This window comes from Shimia sediminis, from assembly GCF_003990645.1.
Classification (GTDB): domain Bacteria; phylum Pseudomonadota; class Alphaproteobacteria; order Rhodobacterales; family Rhodobacteraceae; genus Shimia; species Shimia sediminis.
The window spans coordinates 402,166-416,786 of the sequence record NZ_RYZK01000003.1 but is presented as its reverse complement, the minus strand read 5'-3'; the positions used below and the strand labels follow the sequence as shown (position 1 = coordinate 416,786).

Genomic DNA, 14,621 nt, shown 5'->3' with positions numbered 1-14,621 from the left:
GCGGGGGTGAATCGTCTCTTCGTCATAGGGCTCATCCTTTGAGTGTTTTACTCTCCGGTAAACCCGGGGCGGTTCACTGCCGAGCGGTACGAAGTCGATGTGTTCTGTGTTTCGGCAGAAACCGTGCGGCTCATCGAGTGCAAAGGCTACGCGCCAACGCACAAGGTAGACGCCGAAGAGCTTGAGGCGTGGATTCGAACCAAGGCGCGTCGCCTAAACAAGCATTTTCGCGCGCAAGAGACTCTGCAAAACCGCGCGTTTAGCTTCGAATTTTGGACCTCCGGCGGATTTACGAAGGAGGCGTTACAACTAGCCGAAACTGTTTCCAGTGAAACCAAGCGCTATAGCGTCAAATTGGTGGCGGGACCAGATGTCCGCTCGCTTATCACAAAGGTGAATGCCAAAGGTTTGGGGAAAGTTTTTGACGAGCACTACGCGAAACACCCGATCACCAAAGCAGAACGTAAGTTTGAAGCCTTGGAGGATTTCGGCTCGGTTATTGAAGACGCAATGTAGTGCGCCGACAGGCCACACGGGTACGTTAAGTGTTTTCGTCGTCTATTGGCCATTGCGTACGAGAAGCGGGCGTATGTGGACCCCGATATAGCAGGTTTGGGCAAAAAACCTTTTTTTTAGGCCTAGATTCTGAAATGATACCCCAGTGCTACCCATGGCAAATGGCATCGGGCTCCGGATATCAGGCTTCTCATCTACCCAATTGTTTTTGTTAGGTACAAATGGTGCCCGGGGGCGGAATCGAACCACCGACACGAGGATTTTCAATCCGGCCCTATTGGAACAAATTCAAATACTTGCGAGGGACAGTGCCGTCAAACCGCCGACGAACGGTCAACAACTTGCGCGACAATTGTCAAACCAGACGAAGGGGCTAAACAAGCTACCCAGAAACCTCGTGTTTCGCTTCTCTCCAAGCTTATAAAACCGGAACACAAGCGCATGTCGCGCGTGTTGGGCTATGCGCTGACACTTGGTAGCCCGGACGCGTGGGGTGGGTTCACTACCGTGGCCACAGCCCGATTGACCATCCAAGAACGCGCCGCGTTGGCATGGGCTGCACTCCGTTCGCTGGACTCGCCGGAACAGGCTGAAATGGTCGCAGAGGCCGTTTTTGAGTTTGCAGGCCACCCGTTGCCGACGTTTCTCAACCCTATGGACGATGCGCGATGGTGGGCGTCTTTCGCCTCCCTGGCGGAGCGCAAGGCCTTTGCGCTGGCGGCATATGAAGCCTTGTCCACACGGGAACAGATGGCTTTCAGGCGTCACATCTCCGAAGTGGAGATTGTCGCATGACTGATCGTGAACTGGACGAAATTCTCACCTTCAGCTGGCCTCTGGTATTGCGCCGCGTGATGGCAGATGGATCGGATGAATGGCTCAAGGGCTTTGTGCGGTCCATTGCGCGACACGGCAAACGCCCGTCCTGGCGCCCCTCAGTGAAGCAAGCGCAGATCATGCGCCAGCTTGTAGCCGAACTGCGTTCCGGCTCCGAACCCGAGTTTGAACTGATCGAGAGGTGAAATGCGGCGACCCTGCGCGCCACCCCAGACGCAGGGCCGATGTGGTGGAACGGGTTAGCTACGGTGGCTCCACGTCGGAAAGCCTACCACGGGCGGGATCATAGGCAAAGGGCAGTCCGAAAGGTTGAGGCCCGATCCCCGGCGCAGCGTTCATGCGTCGCAAGCAGCAACCAACCGACCGGCAGGAACGCATGACCGGACGGGTCCAAAGCGATGGACCGGCTCCGCTGAGCAGGATCTTCACGCAGAGGACTAGGAACTGCCTCAGCCTCGGGCTGTGGGCAGTCGTCCTATGTCCTTTGCTCCGAACCTCACCATTGAGCAGTGAGAGTGAAATAGAAAGACGTTGAAATGAAAGAGACGAACGAAAATTGGAAACACATAGGAGATGAGATCGCGGCATTGGTGCATCGCGTTCGTAGGTTGAGTCCGGGCCACCGTGACCCGCACCGCTTCCATGAAGAGAAGTCCGAGATTGCGCATGATCTGGCCGAACTGGCAAGGCAGGTGGTGTGATGGCGAAGTGGCCTTACTGCACCAGTAAGTGGCAAAGGCTCCGGTCGGCCAAGCTCGGCCAAAGCCCGGTCTGCGTGATCTGCGAGAAGCGAGGGCACACAGAGGTTGCGACCACGGTGGATCATGTGAAGCCGATCAGCCAGGGCGGTGATCCGTTCCCCGCTATGGACGGACTAATGGCCTTGTGCGAGCGGTGCCACAACGAGAAGACGGCAGGCTTTGACCGCACCCATGGCAACGCGAGCAACCGCCGCTTCAAAGGCTGCGATGCCAACGGTCACCCCATCGATCCGGCGGACGGATGGTGGGGGTAGCCTCGATCACGAGAAACGCAATCGTCGGGGACCGATGCCCCCCAAGAACAGATATTTAATTAGGAATCAGGCACATGGGACAACGAGGCAAAGGAGCAAAACCCAAACTGACCGTGGTGGATCCCCCAGCGCAGCCATCTTTTGGCTTTGCCCAGAACGAAGTTTCACCGCTCCGCAACACGCTACCCTGGGAAGAACCCGGCCTGACCCGCGTCGAGCGGATCGGGGCGTTTCTTGAAGACCTGCCGATCACGCAAGGGTCGCTAGCAGGCACCAAACTGAAGCTGCGCGATTGGCAATGGGCCTTTCTCGAAGCGGTTTATGCCGAGGGCGACACCGGACAACGCCCGGTGCGAACCGCAGTCCTGTCCATGGCTCGCAAGAACGGCAAGACACAGTTGGTGGCCGGGTTGGGCTTGTGTCACCTTCTCGGACCGGAAGCTGAAAGCCGGGGCGAGGTTTACGCCGCTGCAAACGACAAGCAGCAGTCTGGAAAGACCTTCATGGAAATGGTCGCCATTCTGGACGAACACCCCGAGTTAGACGCCCGCGTGAATGTGGTCAAATTCAGCAAGCGGATTGAGGTTCTGCACGGCCAGGGCAAAGGCTCGATCTTCCAAGCACTCAGTGCTGACGCCAGCACCAAGCAAGGCCTATCACCGTCCTTCACGATCTATGACGAATTGGGCACCGCCCCCAAACGCGACCTATACGAAGCGCTCGACACGGCCATGGGCGCACGGGATAACCCGCTGTTGTGTGTGATCAGCACCCAGGCGGCAAGCGATCACGCGGTCATGTCTGAGCTGGTAGACTACGGCCACAAGGTCAATTCCGGTGAGGTCACAGATCCAAGCTTTCACCTGACCTTCTATGGCGCAAATGAAGACGATGACCCATGGCATCCTGACACCTGGGCCAAGGCCAACCCGGCGCTTGGCGACTTTCGGTCGCTCGAAGATGTAGAGCGGCAGGCGGCGCAGGCACAGCGCATTCCGTCCAAGGAACAGGCATTCCGCAACCTGATCCTGAATCAGCGGGTAGACGCCCATGTACGCTTTCTGGCCAAGGCGGAGTGGGACGCCAATGCGGGGCCGGTAGACTACTCTGCACTTTCCGGCCGGGAATGTTGGGGCGGGCTGGATCTGTCGCAATCGCGCGACCTGACCGCTTTCGTGCTCGTGTTCCCCGACGATCAGGGCGGCTTTGATGTGCTGCCCAGGTTCTTCCTTCCAGAGCAAGGAATTCGAGAAAAGGCAGAGCTGGACCGGGTGCCCTATGACCTTTGGGCAAAGCAGGGTTTCCTGACGCTGATCCCCGGCGCCGTGGTCGATCCCACCTTCGTGGCTGAAGCGATTGCAGAGGCCAGTCACGAATTCAAAATCCAGCGCATCGCCTATGACCGCTGGCGCATGGAATATTTAAAGCGCGAATTCGACCGGCTGGGCGCTGATCTGCCAATTGAAGCCTTTGGCCAGGGCTTCAAGGAAATGGGTTTTGCCGTCGACAAGCTGGAACGACTGGTGGCCGAAGCCAAGTTGCGTCACGCAGGCAACCCGATCCTGACCTTCTGCGCAGCAAATGCCGTCATCGAGATGGATCCGGCAGGCAACCGAAAGCTGGCCAAGAACAAATCCAGTGGGCGGATCGACGGCATGGTGGCGTTGGCCATGGCGCTGGCGGCGGTGGATCGCGAAGGGCAAGACGATGTGCCGGCATGTATTGCCGCGCTAATGGATTAACCGACAGTTTTTAGGACGGTTTCAAGAACTTTTGTCCTGATGTTTGTAGCAAGGTCATCGTCAATTGAGATACTGCCAAAGCTGCCCGACATTCCACCGCCATGGTTATACATCGTGCTGTGAGACACCGAGACACTCCTGCGATGCCCGAGCCTAAACGCAACGTTGGCATTCTGACCGTCAACGTGATGCATCGTGCCTGAAGGGTTAAACGCCAATTTCGCGCCTGTGTCCGTCAACTCGCTTACGACACACGCGATGCCCCGCTTTTCGAGCTCAGGCGCTATTTCTTTGAGTGTTGGCAATACTACTTCCTTCAAGAGCGACGCATTCTGCTCGGCACGCGCGTCTGCCTTTTCTTTGGCAATCCTGTTCTCTTCATCGCGCTTTTCTCGCTCGCGTTTTTTTTGCGCGAGAACGTCATCTAGTTTCCCAAACAAATCATCGTTCATTGTCGTTTTCCACTTGTTAACCTGACTCCGGCACCACCGCCATTTGCAGGTATGAACTCTACACCTGCGTTTTCAAGGGCAATTCGAAGTCTATCCAAGGTTGAGTTATGCGGTCTACGCTGACTTTTTTCAAATGGGATAATCGTCGACTCTGCAACGCCGGAAAGTTTTGCAAGCTGACCTTGCGAGAGATTTAGCATGGCTCTAGCGGCCTTACACTGTTCTGGGGACATAAGTTGTAGTTTTTCTCTTGTTTAGAAGGTTTCAGAATGTTAGAGAAAAACTACAATATTTAGGAGGAAATGAAAATGCTTGATCAAGATGTCACCGAACAAACCAAAACTCGGGATGCTATTGGAAAAGCCTATCTCATAGAAAATCTAGCAACGCTGGCGCGAGCCGCTTCTGATTCAAATCTCCAGATTAACTATTCCAGTCACGTTGATGGATTACTGGAAGTCATTGCCGACCTCTCGGGGCAAATTATCGAAGAGTTAGAGACGCGAAACTACTTGAATGAACACTAAGTGTGATTTCAGCCGTCTATCGTGCGAAGAACCAATTTAGTTAGGGGGCCGGCAACTGGTGAGGGAGGCCGTTTGACCAACCCACGCCGCAGACCTTTGTGAGCAGAGCCCATAATGCTTGCGCACGAAAGCTTAAAGACTAACAGTATTTCAGTTGACTCGAACTCTTAAGTACTGTTAGTACTATAGCATGAAGATCACGCAAATGGCTCAGATAGTTTCGCAGATGTGTCGGCTCGAAAACGAGAAATCCGGCAACATTTTTGTGCGAGAGCTTCGTAACGCCAAGCTGATCAAGTCCGGAGGAAAAGGCATCAATGCCCCCGATATGGGCAAAGAGGACTTAACCTCATTGCTCATTGCGCTTCTGGGAACAGACAAGCCCGCAAAGGCAGTTGAAATGTGCGAGTATCTGGGATCGTTTCAGCTCCCAGAAAGCTCGAACTGGGTTGTAGGTTCAGAAAAACTTCCCAGTGACTCCAATCATACTTTTCGCGAATTAATGGAAGCGCTTTGCGATCCTCAGAACAAGATCCCGAACTCAATCATCATCGAAGTAACCGGAACAGCTCACATTAAGGTTGAGAATGAAGACGTCTTGGGCGACGATGGTCAATCCATCTCGTACATGTACTTCAGCCGAGAAGAGATAAAAAAAGGCGAAGAACTCTGGAGAGACATTCCTCTTGGCGACATTAGCAGCCCCGCCGCCAAATCAGCAATACGGGCCACAATTGACAGCCCGCTCTCGTTGCATGGATTGGTCACATCGCGACGCATTTCTTCGGACACAATCGAACTCATAAAGACTTTCATGTTCCCTGAACACTACCGCGAAAAACTCCACGAGATTTTGGCGAGCATGGAGGAGGAGAACTACGAGGAATAAGACCGGCCCGCGCGGACAGAGTTTGGCGACACGACCGCGCAGGCCTTCCATCCAACCAACCATAGGAGGGCCAGATGCCCCTTGATAATTTGAATGACCTCAAAGAGCAACGCGCAGGCAAGATTGCCGAGATGCGCCAACTCAATGACAAAGCCGCAGAGGAAAACCGCGACTTGTCGGGCGAAGAGCGCAAGCGCTTCGACACCCTGGAAGGCGAAGTGCGTGGCCTGAACGCGCGCCTGAGCGACGCAGAAAAACTCGCTGAGTTCGAGCGTCTCGAAGCCCGCGGGGAAACGGTCCACGGCAACGGGACTGAGCGCCGTTCTTTGGAGCGCTACTCGCTTTCCAAAGCGCTGACGGAAAGCCGCACCGGCACCCTGACCGGCCTTGAGGCTGAGTGGCACCAGGAGCTGGGCCGCGACCGGGCCGAAGTGCGCGGCGTTATGGTACCCACGGACGTCATCCTTGGCGGTGAATCCCGCGCCCTGACCACCGGCGGCACCGCTGGAAACTTGGTGGCCACGGATCTGGCCGCAATGACCGACCGGCGCCGCGCGGCGCTGAAGGTGGAAGCTATGGGGGCAACCGTGTTGCGTGGCCTGAGCGGCAACATGGAGTTGCCGCGCCTTGTAGGTTCGGGTTCCGCCGGTTGGGTTGCTGAGCATGGCGACTCGAACCGTTCCGATGCCTCGTTTGAAAAGAAGGCCATGGGGCCGAAGACGGTTTCGGCAGAATATGAACTGTCCCGCCGGATGCTGTTGCAGGCCAATCAAGCGCTTGAACCCATCCTGCGCGCCGACCTGGCCTACTTGCTGGCGCAGGCGCTGGATAGCGCAGGCCTCAAAGGTGGCGGTGCCAACGAACCCACCGGCATTCTTGAGGACGCGGACGTTCAGACTGTGACTGGCGGTGCCTTCAGCTCCGACATTACGGCAGACCTGATCGCAGCCCTGCAAACCGATGACGTGACGGGTACCACGGGTTTCTTGACCAACCCGGGCGTCATGAACACCGCCCGCAAGACCAAGGATGCCGATGGCCGCTTGATCCCACTGGCCGAACTGTTCCATGGGGAACGCGTTGAAAGCTCTACCCAGGTCCCGACTGACATTGGCACCGGCAGCGACAAGAATGCGCTGATCTATGGTGAGTGGGCCAGCCTCTACATTGGCTATTGGTCCGGCGTTGACCTTCTGGTGAACCCCTACCACTCGGACGTCGCGAGTAAGGGCGGCGCGCTCCTGCATGCCTTCCTCGATGCTGACGTGGTGGTTCGCCATCCCGAGGGTTTCCGCTACGCGGAGATCGACTGATGGTAACGCTGGAGGAAGCCAAGATCCATTGCCGAGTAATGCCAGAACAAACGGACTTTGACGGCGAAATCCAAATCGCGCTTGATGCCGCCGTCGATCATCTCAAGTCCATCGACATTGATATGGACGCTGATCCGCTTCCTCCGGCGCTCAAACAGGCCGTGCTGCTTTTGGTGGCCCACTTTTTTGAGAATAAGGAGGCGGTTGCCTATGACCGCCCGATGTATGTCACGCCGCTGGGTGTGACGCGTCTCATCGCTCCGTACCGGGAGGTAAGCCTATGACCATCGAAAAACGTTTCCAGACGATGGAGCTGCGCGCCAAAGGGCGCCGTCTGGAAGGCTATGCGGCTCTGTTCGGGACTGAGGCGCGCATTGGTGGCGGTTTGGTTGAGACCATCGCCCCCGGCGCGTTCAAAGCCACCTTGGAGGAGCGCGCCGACATTCTTGCCCTGGTCGACCATGATCCGGCGCGGGTGCTGGCGCGCACCCGTTCCGGCACATTGCGCTTGGTGGAAGACACCAACGGCTTGGCGTTCGATCTGGACGTGCCTGACACCCAAGCGGGACGCGATGTGTTGGCTTTGGCTGAGCGTGGGGATCTGGGCGGCATGTCTTTCGGCTTCACCGCGCGCGACGAAAGCGTAGAGGGCAACCTGCGCGAATTGCGCGCGGTTGATCTGTTCGAGATCAGCGTAGTTGCGGCTTTTCCTGCCTATGACGGAACGGTGATTAACGCCAGGGCGAAGGGCGGAAACTTTCCCGCGCGCGAACATGCCGCTCGCAGCCTGCAAATCATGGAGCTTTTAGTATGAGCTTGCTTTCCCGAATCCTTGGCCGTGAGAGGCGCGAAACCGTTGCCACGTCCGACCCGTCGCTTGCGGAGTTTCTGGGGCAGCGCAGCACCGCAACCGGTTTTGTCGATGCCAATCGCGCGTCTGGTCTGGCCGTCGCGCAGGCCTGTATTTCCGTCATTAGCCAGAACCTCGCAACACTGCCATTGAACGTCCATACCTATGGCGAGAACGGCGGTCGCGACCGCGCCTCAAGCCACCCGCTCTTTGGTGTTCTGCACGATCGCTTCAATGACCAGCAAACGGCATTCGAAGCCCGCGAATACCTGATTGTGTCGCTGCTGACTTCCGGCAACGCCTACGCCCGGATCGAGATGAACGGGCGCGGTCAAGTTGTGGCACTGCATCCGTTGCCGCCCGGTATGGTCACTGTAGAAAAACTGGAAAGCGGGCGCTTGCGCTATCGCGTTGCTGAACCCAGGGGAAATTCCAAGGTCTACCTTCAGGAAGAGATTCTGCACCTGCGCTACCGCCTTGGCCCGGATGGCGTCATGGGCGTTTCTCCGATCCAGCTTTCGCGCGAGACCTATGCGATGGCCCTGACGCAGCAAGAGCAGGCCACCAAGCAAGCCCAGAAGGCCTTTCGTCCCGAAGGTGCACTTGTGTTCCCGCAATCCATCGGCGGCGACAAGAAGACCGATGCCTTGGACAAGCTGCGCACCCGCGTAGAGGGCGACATCAGCACATCGGGCATCCTGGTGCTGGACGGCGGCGTGGACTGGAAAAGCCTGTCACTGTCCTCCAAGGACGCGGAGTTTCTGGAAAGCCGCAAGCTCAGCAACATGGACGTGGCCCGCACGTTCAGTGTCCCGCCGACGGTGGTGGGGATTACCGACAATGCCACGTATAGCAACGTTGACGGCGAAAGCCGGGCACTTGTCGTTCGGTGCCTTGCCCCTATGGCCCGTCGCATTGAACAGGCCATGAACGCCGCGCTGCTGACCGCTGAGGGGCGCAAAAGGTACTTTGTCGAACATGATCTTGCTGGGTTGCTTCGCGGCGATCTGAAGGCCCGGTACGAAGCTTACCGCATCGGGCGTGAATGGGGGTGGCTCAGCCCGAACGAAATTCGGAGCTGGGAAAACCTGCGCGACATTGAGGACGGTGACGAATACCTGTCACCGCTCAACATGACCGAGCTGGGCGAACGGGATGGGGGCGGTGATGGGTAGTGCAAACCTCAACATTAGCGTTGTCGAAAAACGTATGCTGAAGCAGTCGGAGGCCGCTGACTATTCGGGATTACCTGTCAAGCATTTCAAAACCGCTTGCCCGGTCCAGCCAATCGAAATGCGCCCAGGCACGATCCTCTGGGACAAACGCGACTTGGATAAGTGGATCGATTCCATGAAGGAGGGGACCGAAATGGCAACACACGACGCCATTCTCGGTAAGCTGTGATGACGCGGATCAGGGTAAAGGGCTTTAAGATTTTTAACGACCGGCACGGAAAGCCGCGCTGCTATCATCGGGCCACAAACCACAAGGTGGATTTGGAGAAGGCGCCGCTTGGGAGCGCTGAGTTTTTCGCAGAATGCGCCAAAATCACAGCACTTGCCGAAGCGATGAAGGCTAAAGCTCCCAAGCCTGGAACCCTTGGCGGTTTGACCCAAAGCTATTTCCAAACCGAACACTTCGCCAATCTGGCGGACGCCACTAAGCGCGATTATCGCAAGTGTGCTGACTTCCTGCACCCAATTCGCGATACCCCAGTTGCGTCGATCAATACTCCGCTTGTGGCAGGCATGCACGACAAGGCAGCGGAAAAAATCGGTTGGCGCCGAGCCAACATGGTTCGCACCTTCTTGAGCCAAGTGTTTCGCTACGCGATCCCAAAGGGGTTGATCGATCAGGACTACGCCAAAGGCGTCATCCCTAAACCGCGTCCGAAAGATTTGCCCTATGCTAACCGCCCATGGACGATCGAGGAACAGAAGATTGTACTAGAGAGCGCTCAGCCGCATGTGCGGGTTGCGGTCGCCTTGATCATGAACACCGGCCTTGATCCCTCGGACGCGCTCAAACTGACCCGCCGCCAAATCGACGGAAACACGATTTGGGGCGTTCGCGGAAAGACCGGTGAAGAGGTAGCAATCCCCATCGGCGCGAGGCTGCAAGCGGCTCTGGACGCAGCACCGGTCCACCACGCGGTGACGATCCTTGCCACGTCCACTGGGAAGCCCTGGACCTACAACGGGTTTTCGACCGTTTGGTACCGCTTCAAGAAGAAATTGGAATGCAAGGATGTTGTTCAGCCCGGCCTAACCCTGAAAGGGCTACGGCATACTGTGGCTACGACGCTTCGCGAAGCAGGGCTTGATGAGCGCCAGATCGCAGACTTACTGGGGCAGAAGACGCCTTCAATGGCCCGCCACTATTCCCGGTCCGCCAACCTTGCTGACCGCAACCGGATCACGATGGAAACGCTGGAAAAAGAGAACGAACGCAGATCGAAAGTTGTCAAACCCTTCAAGGAAACTGTCAAACCGAGAAAGACACGCGAATGAAAAGTGAGCGTTATCAAGAGCTTAAATGGTGCCCGGGGGCGGAATCGAACCACCGACACGAGGATTTTCAATCCACTGCTCTACCCCTGAGCTACCCGGGCACGGGTGAACGTCTTGCGTTCGGGTTGCGGCGTTCTATGTCAGCTGTGGGAGGCTGTCCAGAGGGTTTTCGCAAAAAATCAGTGCAGCTGCGAGGAAAGTTTGTCGATCTCTTCCAGGGCCTCTTGCTGATCCTCTGGATCCTGCGCTGCAAAGCTGTAATCGCCGCCCAGCCATTTACCCAAATCGACGTCTGCGCAGCGTTTGGAGCAGAAGGGGCGATACCGGGGCTCGGTGTCTTTCTTGCAGATCGGGCAGCTCATTTCAGCAACTCGCAGAGTGCCAAGCGCGCGCGTTTGCGTTGCAGCTCGTAGTGCCCCAACGGCGTCCAGCCAACCAGTGTCGTATCAATCGTGTCGGCACGAAACGCCGTACGCAGGGTGCTTTCGAAAGCGCGGCGGTCCTTTTTCGGCATGGGGGCCACATCGATCGTGACCTGCCCGCCCAGGCCACGTAGGCGCAACTGTCTCGGCAACTCTTTTGCTGCAGCCATATTGGCCTTGAGACCCGCTGCAGGCGAGGTATCCCGCCCGGTGTTCACATCGACCGCCACCAGGGCGCGCGTGGGTTCCACAAACAGCGAAGCACCGCCCCCAAGGGGAACCGAAATACCGCGCAGGTCCTCCAGCGCATCCAAGACACCGTGGGTTTCAAAGCCACCCTCAACGGTGACAACCTCGGCCGGATCAATCCATTCGCGCCAGGCTTCGACGTGGGGGGCATCTCCCTCGATGAGCTTTTCGGCAGGGCCTTCTGCATCAGCAATCACGCTGCGCGCCAGCGTCAGCATCTCGTGAACGTCCTCGGCAATCTCTCCGGCTTCGCCCTCGGCACAGGAGGATCGCAGGATCAGGCCTATGGGGTCATCATCGTCCATCACCTCATGCACGATGCCCAACAGCATATCGCGGATGTCATCATCACGGATCGAACGGCTGATATTGCGGCCAGGGGCATCAGGGGTGGCGATGGCGTAGCGGCTCTTGAACAGAACTTTTTGCGTCACCGGGATGGCCTTGCCGTCTTCGGCATAGCCCGTCACCTGGACCAGAATGGCCTGCCCCGGCGAAAGACCTTTGACCTGGCGCAGAAAGGCCGGGCCATCGGGTGTTTTCAGGAACATCCCACCCTGCCCTTTCACAGGGCGGTCGGCAATCGCACGATAGATCGTGCCCGGTCTCGGGGCATCTGCGCTGATCAACAGATCGGACAGTTTGCCATCCACCAAAAGTGCTGCGGCTTCGCGGCCATTCAGGTGGTCGAGGATGATCTGGCGACCTTTCATGTCTTTTCCTTGTAAAGGGGGTATCCGGCGGCCAATAGCAGGTTGGCGGTTTCCGCAACGGGCAGGCCCATGATTGCAGAATACGAGCCGCTGATCCAAGGGATAAAGGCCGCGGCGGGACCCTGAATAGCATAGCCGCCCGCCTTGCCTTGCCAGTCGTTCGAGGCGAGGTAGGCGTTCAATTCGTCATCCGAGAGGCGTTTCATTTTCACGGCGCTGACCACCGTGCGTTCCCACAGGGTCTCTCCGCGACGCACCGCAACCGAGGTGATGACCTGATGGCGGCGCCCGCCCAGCGCGACAAGGAATTCTGCCGCCTCACCAGCATCGGCGGGCTTGCCCATGATGCGGCGGCCCAAGGCCACCGTTGTGTCGGCACAAAGAATGACGTCATCAGGCCCGGCCCGCACGGCCAGCGCTTTTTCGTGCGCAATGCGCGCGCAATAGGGGCGCGGCAGCTCCCCTTTCAGGGGATCTTCGTCGATGTCGGGGGGGCGGATGTCATCGGCGACAACGCCGATCTGCAAAAGCAGTTCCTTGCGGCGCGGGCTGCCGGATCCGAGGATCAGTTTCATGCCATCGGTCCTGTCTGATGCCGCGCCACGAGGGGCTACAACGCTTACTTGAAGCGATAGTTGATCCGACCCTTGGTCAGATCATAGGGGGTCATTTCCACCTGAACTTTGTCGCCTGCCAGAACGCGGATGCGGTTCTTGCGCATCTTACCTGCCGTATGTGCGATAATCTCATGGCCGTTCTCAAGCTCGACCCGAAACGTCGCATTGGGCAGGAGTTCCTTCACGACACCGGGAAATTCGAGCAGTTCTTCCTTGGCCATGGTTTCTCCTTCACAAAACACCCGCCAAGCGCGGGCAGCCCTTAAATGGGCCGAAACGCGCTGATTTTCAAGGGCGATTCTTAGGTGAGCGGGGAATATGTGACCTCTTGGTGACGCGGGATCTGTTCATCCCAATGTGTCCTGTTCAGCACCCGTCCGTCTGCGCGAACATTGGCGATCGCTGGCAGGTCCACGTCCCCGTAAGTCCAGCCGGGGACACACATTTTTCCTTCGGAGATGACGCCAGTATCCGGAAAGCCCACATCCGGAGGACCAAAGAGGGCACCCATGCCGGTGGTCACATCGACGGCTTCGGACCAATCCGCCGTTCCCACCAACGAGGCCATCGCGGTCACGCATTGGTTTTCCAGGGCCCGCGCCATCGCGCCGATGCGCACCCGCCAATACCCTGACAGTGCCTCGGTACACGAGGGTGACAGGATCACGTCACAGTCCGCCAACGCGCGGCCCAGCAGCGGAAACTCGCTGTCATAGCAAATCAAAACACCAATTTTGCCCAGCGCGGTCTCAAAGATCTTGAGCGGGCCACCAGAGGCAACATTCCATGGATCGCGCTCGAAGCGGGTCATGATCTGCTTGTCCTGAAAGTCGCTCTTGCCGTCTGGTGTGAACAAATGGGCACGGTTTACAGGTCGCTCTCCACCGTCAAAGACCGGGGCCGAACCGCTGAGAATATGCACGCCAAATTCGCGTGCCAGATGGGCGTGCAGGGCGTTGGCATCCGCCATACGCTCTGAAACCGCGTGCAAGGATTGCTCGAGATCGCGCGCAACCGCGTCCCCGGCCAGGGTTGCCAGTTCCATCGCCGCGTATTCGGGAAAAACCAGCAGGTCGGCGTCGTGGCTTGCGGCGTCATCGACCCATTGAAAAATCTTGTCTTCATAAGCGGCCCAGCTGTCGAAAAAGCTGAGCGGATAAGCGGCGGTTGCGATCTTCATGGTGGCTCCGTCTGGATGGTCCGGCGATGGTGGCGCAAATGTCCTGTTCTGTCACCTGCGCAGGAAGGGCAAAGATTGGTTGATGGTGATCTCTTCCGGTGAAATTTTGCAGTCATAGGCCAGAACTTCAACACCCGCCGCATGGGCCGCATCAAAGGCCGCGGCATAGGTCGGGTCGATGTCTTCGGCCAGCGTGACATGTTCGGCATCGGTGCGCTGTACGAGATACAGCATCATGGCGCGATGCCCTTCGGCCTTCATCTGCTGCAGCTCGGCCAGGTGCTTGGCACCGCGCGCTGTCACGCTGTCGGGGAACTCAGCCACGCCCGCTTGACGAGAAAGGGTTACGGACTTCACCTCGAGATACAGATCAGGACCATTCCCGGTGAGCAGGAAGTCAATGCGGCTGTTCTGTCCGTATTTCACCTCGGGGCGCACCATGGGATAGTCGGCCAGTTCCGGGATCTGATGCGCCATCAAGGCCGCCCGCAAGGCGCGGTTGGGCACCGAGGTATCCACCCCGGTAAAGTGACCATTTTCATGGTCCACGAGCCGCCAGCCGTAGTTCAGTTTTTTCCTGGGATCATCATTCGGTTCAAGCCAGATTCGCATCCCCGGCTCTTTCAGACCCATCATGCTGCCGGGGTTGGCGCAATGGGCGGTGATCTCGGTCCCGTCCTCAAGTCGCGCATCGGCGAGGAAGCGTTTGTAGCGACGCAGTAGCACGGCAGGCAAAAGAGGGGTTTGAAAGCGCATATCCCAGCCCTATACCTGCCGTGGACATCTGAC

Annotated in this window: 22 protein-coding genes and 1 tRNA gene; 14 read left to right on the top strand and 9 right to left on the bottom strand. The window is 57.6% G+C overall.

Annotated elements, in window-relative coordinates; all coding sequences use genetic code 11:
* Positions 1 to 123: 123 nt before the first annotated feature.
* The 6 genes from EK369_RS10010 (at position 124) to EK369_RS09990 (ending at position 4,110) form a co-directional block, all read left to right on the top strand.
* The gene (locus tag EK369_RS10010; protein ID WP_127114045.1) at positions 124 to 516 is read left to right on the top strand and encodes a hypothetical protein; all 393 of its coding nucleotides are present in this window, start codon (positions 124 to 126) and stop codon (positions 514 to 516) included.
* Positions 517 to 957: 441 nt separating this feature from the next.
* Complete coding sequence (locus EK369_RS10005; protein ID WP_127114043.1) at positions 958 to 1,311, top strand: hypothetical protein; 354 nt, start codon at positions 958 to 960, stop codon at positions 1,309 to 1,311.
* Positions 1,308 to 1,538, top strand: a complete 231-nt coding sequence (locus EK369_RS10000; protein WP_127114041.1) for a hypothetical protein — start codon at positions 1,308 to 1,310, stop codon at positions 1,536 to 1,538. The genes EK369_RS10005 and EK369_RS10000 overlap by 4 nt, the downstream gene beginning before the upstream one ends.
* A gap of 351 nt (positions 1,539 to 1,889) precedes the next feature.
* A complete protein-coding gene (locus EK369_RS21770) occupies positions 1,890 to 2,054 on the top strand; it encodes a hypothetical protein (protein ID WP_164726954.1) in 165 nt (54 codons plus the stop codon).
* Positions 2,054 to 2,368, top strand: coding sequence for an HNH endonuclease (locus EK369_RS09995; protein ID WP_127114039.1), 315 nt, complete (start codon positions 2,054 to 2,056; stop codon positions 2,366 to 2,368). The genes EK369_RS21770 and EK369_RS09995 overlap by 1 nt, the downstream gene beginning before the upstream one ends.
* A gap of 74 nt (positions 2,369 to 2,442) precedes the next feature.
* Complete coding sequence (locus EK369_RS09990) at positions 2,443 to 4,110, top strand: terminase large subunit (RefSeq protein WP_127114026.1); 1,668 nt, start codon at positions 2,443 to 2,445, stop codon at positions 4,108 to 4,110.
* On the opposite strand, the gene EK369_RS09985 is transcribed toward EK369_RS09990, so the two are convergent.
* Together EK369_RS09985 and EK369_RS09980 are read right to left on the bottom strand one after the other, a co-directional pair.
* Entirely contained in the window at positions 4,107 to 4,562 is a 456-nt protein-coding gene (locus EK369_RS09985; RefSeq protein WP_127114024.1) for a hypothetical protein, read from the bottom strand. The genes EK369_RS09990 and EK369_RS09985 overlap by 4 nt on opposite strands.
* Positions 4,559 to 4,795, bottom strand: coding sequence for a helix-turn-helix domain-containing protein (locus tag EK369_RS09980; protein WP_127114022.1), 237 nt, complete (start codon positions 4,793 to 4,795; stop codon positions 4,559 to 4,561). Before EK369_RS09980 ends, EK369_RS09985 begins: the two co-directional genes overlap by 4 nt.
* Before the next feature lie 75 nt (positions 4,796 to 4,870).
* Here EK369_RS09980 and EK369_RS09975 point away from each other — a divergent pair, with 75 nt between their 5' ends.
* From EK369_RS09975 to EK369_RS09940, 8 genes are all read left to right on the top strand, one after another.
* Entirely contained in the window at positions 4,871 to 5,089 is a 219-nt protein-coding gene (locus EK369_RS09975) for a hypothetical protein (RefSeq protein WP_127114020.1), read from the top strand.
* A gap of 190 nt (positions 5,090 to 5,279) precedes the next feature.
* Positions 5,280 to 5,978 (top strand): hypothetical protein, encoded by a 699-nt coding sequence (locus EK369_RS09970; RefSeq protein ID WP_127114018.1) that lies wholly within the window; start codon positions 5,280 to 5,282, stop codon positions 5,976 to 5,978.
* 74 nt (positions 5,979 to 6,052) lie between these two features.
* On the top strand, positions 6,053 to 7,291 hold the full coding sequence (locus EK369_RS09965) for a phage major capsid protein (protein ID WP_127114017.1): 1,239 nt from the start codon (positions 6,053 to 6,055) through the stop codon (positions 7,289 to 7,291).
* Positions 7,291 to 7,575 carry a head-tail connector protein gene (locus EK369_RS09960; RefSeq protein ID WP_127114016.1) on the top strand — a complete coding sequence of 95 codons (285 nt, stop codon included), beginning with the start codon at positions 7,291 to 7,293 and terminating at the stop codon, positions 7,573 to 7,575. Before EK369_RS09965 ends, EK369_RS09960 begins: the two co-directional genes overlap by 1 nt.
* On the top strand, positions 7,572 to 8,105 hold the full coding sequence (locus tag EK369_RS09955) for an HK97 family phage prohead protease (protein ID WP_127114015.1): 534 nt from the start codon (positions 7,572 to 7,574) through the stop codon (positions 8,103 to 8,105). Before EK369_RS09960 ends, EK369_RS09955 begins: the two co-directional genes overlap by 4 nt.
* Positions 8,102 to 9,316 carry a phage portal protein gene (locus EK369_RS09950; protein ID WP_127114014.1) on the top strand — a complete coding sequence of 405 codons (1,215 nt, stop codon included), beginning with the start codon at positions 8,102 to 8,104 and terminating at the stop codon, positions 9,314 to 9,316. The genes EK369_RS09955 and EK369_RS09950 overlap by 4 nt, the downstream gene beginning before the upstream one ends.
* Positions 9,309 to 9,545 (top strand): hypothetical protein, encoded by a 237-nt coding sequence (locus tag EK369_RS09945; RefSeq protein WP_127114013.1) that lies wholly within the window; start codon positions 9,309 to 9,311, stop codon positions 9,543 to 9,545. The genes EK369_RS09950 and EK369_RS09945 overlap by 8 nt, the downstream gene beginning before the upstream one ends.
* Positions 9,545 to 10,651 carry a tyrosine-type recombinase/integrase gene (locus EK369_RS09940; protein ID WP_127114012.1) on the top strand — a complete coding sequence of 369 codons (1,107 nt, stop codon included), beginning with the start codon at positions 9,545 to 9,547 and terminating at the stop codon, positions 10,649 to 10,651. Before EK369_RS09945 ends, EK369_RS09940 begins: the two co-directional genes overlap by 1 nt.
* A gap of 26 nt (positions 10,652 to 10,677) precedes the next feature.
* On the opposite strand, the gene EK369_RS09935 is transcribed toward EK369_RS09940, so the two are convergent.
* The 7 genes from EK369_RS09935 to sfsA all read right to left on the bottom strand — a co-directional run bounded on the left by EK369_RS09935 (position 10,678) and on the right by sfsA (position 14,588).
* Positions 10,678 to 10,752: transfer RNA gene (locus EK369_RS09935), tRNA-Phe, on the bottom strand.
* 78 nt (positions 10,753 to 10,830) lie between these two features.
* Positions 10,831 to 11,013, bottom strand: a complete 183-nt coding sequence (locus EK369_RS09930; protein WP_127114011.1) for a DNA gyrase inhibitor YacG — start codon at positions 11,011 to 11,013, stop codon at positions 10,831 to 10,833.
* Entirely contained in the window at positions 11,010 to 12,035 is a 1,026-nt protein-coding gene (locus EK369_RS09925) for a ribonuclease E/G (RefSeq protein WP_127114010.1), read from the bottom strand. The genes EK369_RS09930 and EK369_RS09925 overlap by 4 nt, the downstream gene beginning before the upstream one ends.
* On the bottom strand, positions 12,032 to 12,610 hold the full coding sequence (locus EK369_RS09920; protein WP_127114009.1) for a Maf family protein: 579 nt from the start codon (positions 12,608 to 12,610) through the stop codon (positions 12,032 to 12,034). Before EK369_RS09920 ends, EK369_RS09925 begins: the two co-directional genes overlap by 4 nt.
* 44 nt (positions 12,611 to 12,654) lie before the next feature.
* Positions 12,655 to 12,873 (bottom strand): translation initiation factor IF-1, encoded by a 219-nt coding sequence (infA, locus tag EK369_RS09915; RefSeq protein ID WP_007205486.1) that lies wholly within the window; start codon positions 12,871 to 12,873, stop codon positions 12,655 to 12,657.
* An 80-nt stretch (positions 12,874 to 12,953) separates the two neighbouring features.
* Complete coding sequence (locus EK369_RS09910) at positions 12,954 to 13,832, bottom strand: carbon-nitrogen hydrolase family protein (RefSeq protein ID WP_127114008.1); 879 nt, start codon at positions 13,830 to 13,832, stop codon at positions 12,954 to 12,956.
* Between the two features lie 51 nt (positions 13,833 to 13,883).
* The gene (gene sfsA, locus EK369_RS09905; protein WP_127114007.1) at positions 13,884 to 14,588 is read right to left on the bottom strand and encodes a DNA/RNA nuclease SfsA; all 705 of its coding nucleotides are present in this window, start codon (positions 14,586 to 14,588) and stop codon (positions 13,884 to 13,886) included.
* Positions 14,589 to 14,621 lie beyond the last annotated feature (33 nt).

Excerpts from the sequence above, each read along its gene's own strand:
- EK369_RS10005 (WP_127114043.1), top strand. The coding sequence starts at position 958 with ATGTCGCGCGTGTTGGGCTATGCGCTGACACTTGGTAGCCCGGACGCG.
- EK369_RS10000 (WP_127114041.1), top strand. The coding sequence starts at position 1,308 with ATGACTGATCGTGAACTGGACGAAATTCTCACCTTCAGCTGGCCTCTG.
- EK369_RS21770 (WP_164726954.1), top strand. The coding sequence starts at position 1,890 with ATGAAAGAGACGAACGAAAATTGGAAACACATAGGAGATGAGATCGCG.
- EK369_RS09995 (WP_127114039.1), top strand. The coding sequence starts at position 2,054 with ATGGCGAAGTGGCCTTACTGCACCAGTAAGTGGCAAAGGCTCCGGTCG.
- EK369_RS09990 (WP_127114026.1), top strand. The coding sequence starts at position 2,443 with ATGGGACAACGAGGCAAAGGAGCAAAACCCAAACTGACCGTGGTGGAT.
- EK369_RS09985 (WP_127114024.1), bottom strand. The coding sequence starts at position 4,562 with ATGAACGATGATTTGTTTGGGAAACTAGATGACGTTCTCGCGCAAAAA.
- EK369_RS09980 (WP_127114022.1), bottom strand. The coding sequence starts at position 4,795 with ATGTCCCCAGAACAGTGTAAGGCCGCTAGAGCCATGCTAAATCTCTCG.
- EK369_RS09975 (WP_127114020.1), top strand. The coding sequence starts at position 4,871 with ATGCTTGATCAAGATGTCACCGAACAAACCAAAACTCGGGATGCTATT.
- EK369_RS09970 (WP_127114018.1), top strand. The coding sequence starts at position 5,280 with ATGAAGATCACGCAAATGGCTCAGATAGTTTCGCAGATGTGTCGGCTC.
- EK369_RS09965 (WP_127114017.1), top strand. The coding sequence starts at position 6,053 with ATGCCCCTTGATAATTTGAATGACCTCAAAGAGCAACGCGCAGGCAAG.
- EK369_RS09960 (WP_127114016.1), top strand. The coding sequence starts at position 7,291 with ATGGTAACGCTGGAGGAAGCCAAGATCCATTGCCGAGTAATGCCAGAA.
- EK369_RS09955 (WP_127114015.1), top strand. The coding sequence starts at position 7,572 with ATGACCATCGAAAAACGTTTCCAGACGATGGAGCTGCGCGCCAAAGGG.
- EK369_RS09950 (WP_127114014.1), top strand. The coding sequence starts at position 8,102 with ATGAGCTTGCTTTCCCGAATCCTTGGCCGTGAGAGGCGCGAAACCGTT.
- EK369_RS09945 (WP_127114013.1), top strand. The coding sequence starts at position 9,309 with ATGGGTAGTGCAAACCTCAACATTAGCGTTGTCGAAAAACGTATGCTG.
- EK369_RS09940 (WP_127114012.1), top strand. The coding sequence starts at position 9,545 with ATGACGCGGATCAGGGTAAAGGGCTTTAAGATTTTTAACGACCGGCAC.
- EK369_RS09930 (WP_127114011.1), bottom strand. The coding sequence starts at position 11,013 with ATGAGCTGCCCGATCTGCAAGAAAGACACCGAGCCCCGGTATCGCCCC.
- EK369_RS09925 (WP_127114010.1), bottom strand. The coding sequence starts at position 12,035 with ATGAAAGGTCGCCAGATCATCCTCGACCACCTGAATGGCCGCGAAGCC.
- EK369_RS09920 (WP_127114009.1), bottom strand. The coding sequence starts at position 12,610 with ATGAAACTGATCCTCGGATCCGGCAGCCCGCGCCGCAAGGAACTGCTT.
- infA (WP_007205486.1), bottom strand. The coding sequence starts at position 12,873 with ATGGCCAAGGAAGAACTGCTCGAATTTCCCGGTGTCGTGAAGGAACTC.
- EK369_RS09910 (WP_127114008.1), bottom strand. The coding sequence starts at position 13,832 with ATGAAGATCGCAACCGCCGCTTATCCGCTCAGCTTTTTCGACAGCTGG.
- sfsA (WP_127114007.1), bottom strand. The coding sequence starts at position 14,588 with ATGCGCTTTCAAACCCCTCTTTTGCCTGCCGTGCTACTGCGTCGCTAC.